8 protein-coding genes and 4 pseudogenes are annotated in these 9428 nt (G+C 67.4%); 8 read left to right on the forward strand and 4 right to left on the reverse strand.

Annotated features, from left to right (window positions below; all coding sequences use genetic code 11):
- Positions 1-327: 327 nt before the first annotated feature.
- The gene (locus ABZ079_RS35115; RefSeq protein ID WP_356943508.1) at positions 328-1413 is read left to right on the forward strand and encodes a pentapeptide repeat-containing protein; all 1086 of its coding nucleotides are present in this window, start codon (positions 328-330) and stop codon (positions 1411-1413) included.
- 55 nt (positions 1414-1468) lie between these two features.
- On the opposite strand, the pseudogene ABZ079_RS35120 reads toward ABZ079_RS35115, so the two are convergent.
- Positions 1469-1972: pseudogene (locus ABZ079_RS35120) on the reverse strand (helix-turn-helix domain-containing protein); the annotation flags it as partial.
- Between the two features lie 430 nt (positions 1973-2402).
- Between ABZ079_RS35120 and ABZ079_RS35125 the strand changes: the two are divergent.
- A complete protein-coding gene (locus ABZ079_RS35125) occupies positions 2403-2597 on the forward strand; it encodes an antitoxin (RefSeq protein ID WP_356943509.1) in 195 nt (64 codons plus the stop codon).
- A 131-nt stretch (positions 2598-2728) separates the two neighbouring features.
- Here the strand turns inward: ABZ079_RS35125 and ABZ079_RS35130 are convergent, their stop codons facing one another.
- Positions 2729-3151 (reverse strand): hypothetical protein, encoded by a 423-nt coding sequence (locus ABZ079_RS35130; RefSeq protein WP_356943510.1) that lies wholly within the window; start codon positions 3149-3151, stop codon positions 2729-2731.
- 183 nt (positions 3152-3334) lie between these two features.
- Here ABZ079_RS35130 and ABZ079_RS35135 point away from each other — a divergent pair.
- Together ABZ079_RS35135 and ABZ079_RS35140 are read left to right on the forward strand one after the other, a co-directional pair.
- A pseudogene (locus ABZ079_RS35135) lies at positions 3335-3722 on the forward strand (restriction endonuclease); the annotation flags it as partial.
- 176 nt (positions 3723-3898) lie between these two features.
- A pseudogene (locus ABZ079_RS35140) lies at positions 3899-4009 on the forward strand (phosphatase); the annotation flags it as partial.
- A gap of 558 nt (positions 4010-4567) precedes the next feature.
- Here ABZ079_RS35140 and ABZ079_RS35145 read toward each other — a convergent pair.
- Positions 4568-5293, reverse strand: a complete 726-nt coding sequence (locus tag ABZ079_RS35145; RefSeq protein ID WP_356943511.1) for a carbon-nitrogen hydrolase family protein — start codon at positions 5291-5293, stop codon at positions 4568-4570.
- Positions 5294-5393: 100 nt separating this feature from the next.
- Here ABZ079_RS35145 and ABZ079_RS35150 point away from each other — a divergent pair, with 100 nt between their 5' ends.
- From ABZ079_RS35150 to ABZ079_RS35165, 4 genes and pseudogenes are all read left to right on the forward strand, one after another.
- Entirely contained in the window at positions 5394-6560 is a 1167-nt protein-coding gene (locus ABZ079_RS35150; protein ID WP_356943512.1) for an IS630 family transposase, read from the forward strand.
- Positions 6561-6842: 282 nt separating this feature from the next.
- Positions 6843-7481 (forward strand): flavin reductase family protein, encoded by a 639-nt coding sequence (locus ABZ079_RS35155; RefSeq protein WP_356943513.1) that lies wholly within the window; start codon positions 6843-6845, stop codon positions 7479-7481.
- Positions 7482-8137: 656 nt separating this feature from the next.
- Positions 8138-8518 (forward strand): annotated as a pseudogene (locus ABZ079_RS35160) (maleylpyruvate isomerase N-terminal domain-containing protein); the annotation flags it as partial.
- A gap of 127 nt (positions 8519-8645) precedes the next feature.
- The gene (locus tag ABZ079_RS35165; protein ID WP_356943514.1) at positions 8646-8849 is read left to right on the forward strand and encodes a cold-shock protein; all 204 of its coding nucleotides are present in this window, start codon (positions 8646-8648) and stop codon (positions 8847-8849) included.
- 190 nt (positions 8850-9039) lie between these two features.
- On the opposite strand, the gene ABZ079_RS35170 is transcribed toward ABZ079_RS35165, so the two are convergent.
- A complete protein-coding gene (locus ABZ079_RS35170; RefSeq protein ID WP_356943515.1) occupies positions 9040-9216 on the reverse strand; it encodes a hypothetical protein in 177 nt (58 codons plus the stop codon).
- Between the last annotated feature and the right edge of the window lie 212 nt (positions 9217-9428).

A 9428-nucleotide genomic window follows, 5' to 3' on the forward strand; every position in this document is an offset into this window, starting at 1 on the left:
GCGTCGCGGGCCTCGTTGCGTGTCGCGGGGCGGATCCGGCACCGTCCCGCTCCTGTCCTCGCGGGGTGCTGCTGGGCCTCCACTACAACTCGACTCACATTCGTGGAATGCCTCCGCAAGGCAATCTCACGGGCACCTCCATGCCTCACCCAGCCGGTGACCGGCACGCGATGCCGTGCCCGTGATCCTAAGTGCTCTGACCGGAGAGGTACACCGGCTTCGGCGCCGCCCTGCGATCATGTGCGCATGGATACGGGGGAATCTACTCATGGCCGTCGCATGCCGGTCGTCTCTCGGCGGCGTCGATTCAGTTCTGCTCTTTCCTGGGTGGCGGCGGTGCTGGCCGTGCTGGCGGCGCTGGCCGTCGTGGTCGTGGTGCTGCCGGGCCTTGTGGTCGAGCGCGATCTCGGTGGGGATCGGATCTCGGCCGCTGAACGACTCGGAGCTGTGAACAACGTACGCACGACGCTCATACAGGCGGTCGGTGGTGCTGTAGTCTTCTTCGGCGCGTACGCCACCTGGCGGCAGTTGAGGGTCAACCAGGAGGGGTTGAACGCCACCCGGGAGGGGCACATCACCGACCGCTTCAGCCGGGCGGTCGACCAGCTTGGCAGCGAGAAGACGGATGTGCGGATCGGCGGCCTCTACGCGCTGTGGCGGATTGCGGACCATTCGGCTCATGACCGGGAGTCGGTCATCTCGATCAAGGCCGCGTTCCTCCGAACCCACCTGCCATGGCCTGCGCAAGGGCAGGACTCCCCGGCGGCGGAAATGTCCATCAACTCCGTGCCTCCGCTGGAAACCCGTGCCCCGGATGCCCAAGTGGCGCTTACCGGCCTCGGAGTCCTGTGCCAGGAACGCCAGCCCGGCTGGCTCAACGTCAGCTACACCGACCTGCGGCGGGCCGACTGCGACGGACTGTGGCTGCATCACATCAACTTCGACGGCGCCTGCATGGAAGCGGCGAGCATCTACCAGGTCAACCTGACCAAGGCGTCCCTGATCGCGGCCAACATGCGGCACGTGGAGCTTGGGACGTCGGTTCTCCACCAGAGCCGCTGTATCGGAGCCGACCTGCGCGGTGCTCGTATGGTCAGGGCCGACCTCCGCGAGGCTGACTTCTCCGGGGCCGATCTGCGGGAGGCGAATCTGCGCAAGGCGCGGGGCCATGGAACCAAGTTCAGCGGCGCGGATCTGAGACTGGCTGACCTCCGAGGAACCGACCTCACCAGTGCCGACCTGACAGAGGCGAAGCTGGAGGGGGCGCTGGCAAGCGATGTCACCGTCTGGCCGACAGGCTTCGACATCCAGGCGGCCGGCGTCGTCGTGGAGGAGGACCCCGGCGACGAGCCGAGCATCCTGCTGCACGCCGCTGCCATCGTGAGGAATGTCCCGCCTCTGCACTCGGCCTGATGCTTCAACCGGGGTGGGCCGTCAGGCGGCTGCACTGAGAGGTCGTCCACCCCAGCGGACGCCTCTGTTCAGCCCAGCAGGAGCGGGCGGTGGGCGGATGCCCAGCGGCCCGAACTCGTCGAAGGCGAAGGTGCGGTCCGGACGCTCATTGATCGCGTAATCGATCCGCTCCAGCTGACGTCGAAGGCCGGATCCGGGGATTCTTTCCAGGTCTTCGTCCGCTGGAAGGTGATCCCGCAACGGGCCAGTAAGCACGGCAGGGCCTCCCGGCCGATCCTGACGAGCCTGGCGATATTGCGCCGCAGGTGATCGACTGGTTTGCGGATCGACCAGCGGGTGAAGGGCTTGCCCAGCGCGGTGGGGGTGTGGCCGTCTGGACGACGAAGTCCTCGTCGTCACGGTTCAACAGGCGGGGACGGCCTCCCGCCCACCGAGGGTTCAGGCATGCGAGCCCGATCTCGTTGAAGCGGTGGATCACGTCACGGATGGTGTCTTCGTCCGCCTGGACCAGACGCGCGATCACCGGGACCGTGCTGCCGCCGGCCGAGGCCAGCAGCATCGCCCGTCGAAACCGTACCGAGCTCGTGCTGCCCCGCCGAGCGATCTGCCGGAGCCTTCTGTCCCTCCTGCTCCTCAGCCTCCGGACCCTGACCGGTGTGCCACCCCGCCTCCCCTGCTGGTTGGAAGTCGTCACTTCCAACCAGCACAACGAGTAACCCGGTGAACCTGTGCGGTCACAGCACTGAGCAGCACCGCTAACGGCGTCGAGAGCCGGACCCGAGAAGCCGCCAACGAAGCGGCCACACCAACGTGCTCAGTCGTAATTCCAGCGGCTGGACAGCTTCTACGAGCCGTCGGTGCACGGGTGGCGACCGGCTGAGTGCGGTTGTCCCCGACTTGTGCTGTCTGTGAGAGATCGGGGGTGAGGGGCGGGCCCTGGAGGGTACCTGGGGCTGGGTACGACGCACGCACTATCGCGGGAGGTGCCCATGGGCAAGCTGGGAGATATGGCCAACAAGGCCAAGGAGATGGCGAAGGGCCACCCGGACCAGGCCGACAAGGGTGTTGCGAGCGCCGAGCGGGTGGTCGATGAGCGTACGGGCGACAAGTACGACACCCAGACCGACAAGGCTGCCGACGCGCTGCGCCGTTCCTATGGAAGCAGCGACACGACGGAGCGCTGACTACGCCGAGCCACTGGCCCCCGGCGGCACGCGCCGGGGGCCAGTGGCGTCATCAAGACCGCGACGAGCTACCGGGTCCTCGCGCCTGAAGCGTGCCTCCAGGGTGCGATGTTCACGCCCTGGAGGCACCCTCACACGTCGCGGTGCCTCATGACGAGTTCAGCGAGTGCGACCGTGATCAGCGGCCAGAGCGCGTACACGATCCAGGAGCCGGCGACCGTGGCGGTGTAGCCCAGGGATCCGGGATCCGGCTCCCAGTTCTGGACCAGGCGATTCCAGGCGGCCGACACCAGCGCGTGTTTGATCTCCACCGACCAGCGGTTGCTCTCCGAGAACATGGTGGGCCACCCCAGCAGGGTGAAGACGTTGGTGACCATGGTCCCGGCGCCATGCCGGAGCAGAACGCCGAGGCCCAGACCGACCAGCGCGCAGACCGGAGCCAGCAACGCGGAGGCCACCAGCGCCCGGAACACCCCGGGGTGGGTGATCGGAACGCCGGCATGGTGCCCGTCCAGGATGGCCTGGGAGACGCGGTCCGGTGAAGCCGGCCCCATAGGAGGAGGTGCCTTCCACCCCGATCGCGGTCACGCGTTGTGTGCGGTCAGGAAACCCAGGGGCCGCCGTGTGTCCAGCGGAGGTGGTGGCGAACTCGGCGTCTGCGAGATGGCCGCCGTTGTCGTTGATGCCAGCGACGCGGATCGTGTCGGCGTGTGAGTCGACCCCGCTGAACACGTCCCCGGGAGTTGATGCGCCGCGACGGCTGCACGGATGCGATCCGGGTGGGCGGCGGCGGAGACCTTGGCGCGGATGTGAAGGCGACAGATCCGTATGGGCGGCGGTGGGTGATCCAATGCAAGCACCGCCGCAACGGCACACGCGGCTCCGCTGTGGGCACGCCGGACCTGCAGGTCCTCAACGGCACGGCCCGCCCGGTGCACGGGGCGGACGTCGCGGTGATCGTCACGAACGGACGGGTGACCGCGCCGGCCGTGGCCTTCGCCAAGCAGCAGCGGCTGCACGTGGTGGACCGCCAGACACTCGGGATCTGGGCCTCGGGCTCCACGCCTCTTTTGGGAACTTCTGCGGGCGGTGCCACCTCCGCGCAGACCGACCGCCCTTTCTTGAGCCTCAATGCCCGCGAAGCGCGGAGCCATGCAAGCCGAGCCGAGTAGTTGACTTGACCAGCCCACGACGACAGCAAGTCTGACCATTTGGCAGACCCTGACGCTGGACCGGAAAGCCGAGCAGCAAGTTGAGCAGGCACTGAAGCTTCTTCTCCATCTACGGGCTCAGCAGCCCAGTTCGTCCAGGTCGCCGCGGACCCAGATCCGCGCGGGCGTCTGGAGGCGCTGCACGAATTGGAGGACGAGGACGTCCGGTCCGGCGTCTATGCGACTTTCGACGGCGCGGCGGCCAGTTGCTACCGGTTGCCGACCGTCACCTGTTCGCAGTGCGGGTACACCAGGCCATGCCTGAGCTCATCGACGGACGCACCGATCTGCGGACCGTGTCTGCCGCGTCCGTCCCAACCATGCGCCCTACGCCGACGCGTTCTCCCCGTTTGGGCACAATGGCCCTCAGCCACGTCTGCAACGCCCGCTATGGCCAGGTCCGCCACACGCCGGATTCCCGCCACACGACTGCGGGTTGACACGGCGGCGCATCGGTCCTCGCCCGAACGGCGCGAGAACCCGCGGGCCGTGCGCCGGCGATGAACGCTCATACACCTGCCTGGGATGCGGCATCAGCGGTGAGTTCCCTCAGAGGGGCTACTGCACCCGCTGCGTTCTTGACCAGCGGCTGAGCAAGCTGATCAGAACGTCCCAGAACACAACTGCCCTTACAGGCCTGGCCGTTCGCACAGCGCTTAGTGGTCGGCTCCGGAAGTCCTTCGGGGGTTGACCCCCGGCGTCAGCGGGTGCGTTCGCGGGTCGGGGTCGAAGACGGTGAGATAGTTTCCGAATCGCTCGTCAGCTGAGCTGAGTCGCCGTGATCTCGCCCGCGTTACGACCGGCCTGGGTGACTAGTTCTCCGCTCCGTCCCCAGATGCCCGAACCGCCGGAGGTCTGCGCGAAGGAGCCGCTGGGGCCGGCCGCGGTGGAAAGAACGACCCAAACGCCATGGGCAGCGGCGCGCTCTCGCATATGGGCATCTCGGCGAGCCGCGGAGTCGGAGCCAGGGCCGTAGAGGGTACTGGCCACGTAGGCATCGATGTCGAGTGCTGCCGAGTCGGCGGCGTGCTGGGTTACGGCAGCGTCATAGCAGATGGCCAATCCGAGTCTCCATCCGTCGACGGTGACCACCACCGGCTTCTCGCCGGGGCTAAACCGGTCGAACTCGGCCCCGTGCAGCCACATCTTCCGGTATACCGCGGTCACGCTGTCACCGGTCACGGCCAAAGTAGCGATGTACTCGCGGCCGTCTTCGTCGCCGATCGGCGCGCCGACCAGCGCCACCGAGCCAGCGACACGGCAAGCGTCCACCAAGGGCCTGAGACGACGGTCGTCCACAGCCAGCGAGGGCGCGCCGAGGTCGTATCCGGTGAGGGAGAGCTCGGGGAAGACCACCAATCTCGCGTGTGCCTGCCCGATGGCCTGTGCATGTTCCCTGACGTTCGCCATGACGTCCGCTCCGGCCCACACGGGCTGGACGGTGGCCACCGTCAGCGGCTTCCTCTTCGTTCTACTCGTCTCCATGGCCTGGATTATTCAGGATCCAGCCACGTCGTCCGGAGTCGGACCGGTTGCGGCAGGCTGTGGCGGCCCTGATCCACTTCTGCTGATCGGCCTGCCTGCCTTGCCTGTTGTCACTGCGCGCCTGATAGTCCTGACCGCCGCCGAGCGGCACCGGTTGAAGAAGGCCGCCTACGGTCACAGGACCGAGCACAGGGCCCGGGTGCGGGCGTGGATCGTTCTCCTGGTGGCGCGGGGCAGGTCCAATGCGCGTATCGCCGTCGAGGTGGGAGTGCACGTGGACACCGTGCGCACATGGCGGGGCCGGTTCGCCGCCCTGGGTCTTTCCGGGCTCTCTGACCGCAAGCGCCCAGGACGGCCCCCAGTCTTCACGCCCATCCAGGTCGCGCAGATCAAGGCGCTGGCCTGTCAGCTTCCCGTCGAGACCGGCACCCCGCTGTCGCGCTGGTCGTGCCCGGAGCTGGCCCGCGAGGCCATGTCGCGGGGCATCACCGCGTTCGTGTCGACCTCCACCGTGCGTCGCTGGATCGACCAGGACGCGATCAAGCCCTGGCAGTACCGTTCCTGGATCTTCATCACCGCCCCCGGCTTCCACCCCAAGGCGGCCCGCGTCCTGGACTTGTACGCCCGCACCTGGGACCGCGAGCCGCTCGGCGCGGACGAGTACGTGGTCAGCGCGGACGAGAAGACCTCCATCCAGGCTCGCTGCCGCTGCCACCCCACGCTCGCCCCCGGCCAGGCCCGGGCGATGCGCGTCAACCACACCTACGGACGCGGCGGCGCGCTGGCCTACCTGGCCGCCTACGACGTCCACGCCGCCAAGGTGTTCGGCCGCACCGAACCGCGCACTCGCATCGACCCGTTCATGAACCTGGTCGCCCAGGTAATGACCCAAGAGCCGTACGCCAGCGCGAAGCGGGTGTTCTGGGTCGTGGACAACGGCTCCTCCCACCGCGGCAAGAAGGCCTCCGACCGGCTGGCTGCCGCTTTCCCTAACGCGGTGCTGGTGCACACCCCCGTGCATGCCTCCTGGTTGAACCAGGTGGAGATCTTCTTCTCCGTCGTGCAACGCAAAGTCGTCTCGCCGAACGACTTCACCGACCTCGCCCAGGTCGGGGACCGGCTCCGAGCCTTCGAAGACCGCTACAACGCCACGGCACAGCCGTTCCAGTGGAAGTTCACCACCTCCGACCTGGACGATCTGCTGGCCAGGCTCGACCGGCACGCCGCCGATCACCAGGAAGAATCCTCCGCCAGCCTGGCAGCATGATCAACCCCCGAAGGACTTCCGGAGCCGACCACTTAGTGGCGCCGACCGCCTCATCAGGATCCTGCACTGGCTCAACCACCAAGAAGCCAACGAACTTCTGGCCCGGCTCACCCAATCCAGCACCACACGGCGTTGAGGGCGCGGACGATGACGTCCCAATCGTGCGGAACGCAATGTCGTACTTCCGCCAGCACTGGTGGCCCTGCCCACGAGAGGGTCGACGACGGCTCGTGTTCCTGATCCCGGGCCCGCCTATCTGACACTCTGCGAAAGGCACAGCACATGCATGTCGTCCCCGGGCTCAAGGTCCTGTACTTCGGAACTCCGGTGGTGCTGATCAGCTCGCTCAACGAAGACGGAACAGCCAACCTTGCGCCCATGTCCTCCGCGTGGTGGCTGAACCAGTCCTGCATGCTCGGTCTCGGCAACAGCGCACAGACCACGGCGAATCTGCTACGGGAAGGCGAATGCGTACTCAACTTGCCCTCATCGGCGATGGTTGAAGCTGTTGACCGGATCGCGCTCACCACAGGAAGACCGGACGTGCCGGACCACAAGGCGAAGCAGGGCTACCGATACGAGCCGGACAAGTTCTCGGCCGCATCCCTGACCAGGCAGGCATCCGATCTGGTCCTAGCTCCCCGGGTCGCGGAGTGTCCGGTTCAGCTGGAGTGCCGGGTCGTCTCGTCCCACCCTTTCGGCAGTCCCGAGGCGTTCGCCACCGCCTTCCAGGTCGAGGTCCTTCGTGCACATGTCGAGGAGGAACTCGTGATCCCGGGGACGCACTACGTGGACCCGCTCGGCTGGGATCCGCTGATCATGAAATTCTGCGAGTTCTTCGGCGGCGGACACAACCTCCACCCGTCGAGACTCGCCGATGGCTGGGACATGCCGCACCAGCACCGGTCAACAGCCATCTAAGCCCGTACCCGGGCAGCGCCTGTCGGCCGGGAGGAGTCGCCTGTGGCCGCGGACACCGCGCGCCGGCGGCACCACCGGGAGTCGCAGTCGTCGCCGGTGAGGCCGGCGAACTTCGCGGTTATTCCTCGACGGATGGTTCCACCCTGGTCAGCCCATCGGGGACCTCTGCCACGGTCACGGGGCCTGAGCGGCCCCGCCCGTGCGCTGGCGAACGGACTTCCCGCCGGATCGGGTAGAGCCGCTGCCGGTCCCCGGCCGGGTCGCCCTGGGGAGCCGCTACGAAGATCACGGAATGTCCGAGATCCTCGAAAGGCTTCTCCATGTGCGCTTCGCCGTACCGCTGCGACCGCCCTGCTCGCCGCCCTTCCAGCCCCTATTACGACGTCTCTGGTGGCGTCGGCGCAGACCGCCCCCTTGGCCAGACCGACGGATACAAGCCGGCGTCCCTCATCGGCGTACTGAGCGTTCTGTACGACGCTGCGCAGGCAGCAGCATTCGGCTGCCGAGCAGCACTGCGCAGGACCCGACGGTCAGCAGTCCGCCGGCGAGGAAGGTTTCCCGCACGCCGGCGAGTGGCAGGACCAGTCCCCCGGGTCAACAGCCGCGTCAAGAGAAGCAGCCAGCGCGGCCCGTGCCGCGCGCCCGCCGCGTCGGCTATGAAACCGCTATCCGGTTGGAGCACGGTGCGTAGACAGCCGGAGTGGAAAAAAACCCTGGAGTTCCCCGATCTACTGCGACTGATCGACGAACGATCGACCGCCTTCCGCGCCGCGGTCGCCTCCGCGTCCAGCCTCGACGTGCAGGTGCCGACCTGCCCCGAGTGGACGCTGTTCGATCTGGTGCAGCACCTGGGCGACGGGCGCCGCCGCTGGGCCGCCACCATCACCGCAGGGCCTGCCGCCACTCCCTCGGCCAACTCCGCATCGGAGGGCGCCCCGGCCGCGCCTCGGGAGCGCGAGGCCCTGCTGGCCTGGTCGGCCGCATCGACGCGGCAGCTACTGGACGCACTGCGCGAGGCCGGCCCGGATCGCGGTTGCTGAACGTGGTGGGGTGACTCGCAGTCGCCGCAGACCTGGATCGCGGCGAGGTCGAGCTTGTGCCATTCACGGTTTAGGTCGTTCCGGGGCGGTACGGTGTCGCCGACCGACTCTGGAGGAGAGCAGCATGGCAACTGGCAAGGTCAAGTGGTTCAACGCGGACAAGGGCTTCGGTTTCATCGCGCAGGACGATGGCGGCCCGGACGTGTTCGTCCACTTCTCCGCCATTCAGTCCACCGGCTTCAAGGAGTTGTACGAGGACGACCTGGTGGAGTACGACGTGACCCAAGGGCCCAAGGGCCCCCAGGCGGAAAACGTCACGAAACTCTAGCCGGCGCGGGGACCGGGCCTCTGCGCTGCGGCCCTGGCCACGTTGCCTGCTTGGGCCGGGCCGCAGCGCAGGGTTCGACTGGAGTACGCCCGCGTGATCTTGAGTGCAGGTCAGTGATACGGCCGGCGTCCGTGCGGTGCGTTTCCATGGTCGGCATCTCGACGTGTGGGCGGCACTCCGGGATCTCGCCCTAGTGGCGGCCGGAGAGGCAAGTCCGGTCGGCGGCCGTATCGCCGGAGACGATCACTTCCTCGGCCACGTATGCGTCGGCTTCGAAGAGGCTGTGCGGCATGTGCGGCGTCTGCTGCTGTCTTTGTGCAGTCTGCCCACCCCCGCCGGCGCGCATCAGGTCGGCGCACAGCACCACGTCAGCGTGTTCTTCAGCGGGAGAGAGGGCTTCGTGTCGTCGGCCGGCTGGTCAGGTCACGCGCCCCGGAGGGGCGTGACCATGCTGTAGCCGTTGAGGCCCGTAGGCGCGCGGAGCAGACACCTCAGGGTTCTAACTCGTCAAGCGACGGCAGCGAGTTGGACAGGGAAGGCGGTTTGTTCGTCGCATAGTTTGCGGTGCTGAAGACAGTG

It is taken from the genome of Streptomyces sp. NPDC006314, assembly GCF_040613075.1.
GTDB lineage: Bacteria > Actinomycetota > Actinomycetes > Streptomycetales > Streptomycetaceae > Streptomyces.

Coding starts and splice junctions, on each gene's coding strand:
- ABZ079_RS35125 (WP_356943509.1), top strand. CDS start 2,403: ATGGGCAAGCTGGGAGATATGGCCAACAAGGCCAAGGAGATGGCGAAG.
- ABZ079_RS35130 (WP_356943510.1), bottom strand. CDS start 3,151: ATGGGGCCGGCTTCACCGGACCGCGTCTCCCAGGCCATCCTGGACGGG.
- ABZ079_RS35145 (WP_356943511.1), bottom strand. CDS start 5,293: ATGGAGACGAGTAGAACGAAGAGGAAGCCGCTGACGGTGGCCACCGTC.
- ABZ079_RS35155 (WP_356943513.1), top strand. CDS start 6,843: ATGCATGTCGTCCCCGGGCTCAAGGTCCTGTACTTCGGAACTCCGGTG.
- ABZ079_RS35165 (WP_356943514.1), top strand. CDS start 8,646: ATGGCAACTGGCAAGGTCAAGTGGTTCAACGCGGACAAGGGCTTCGGT.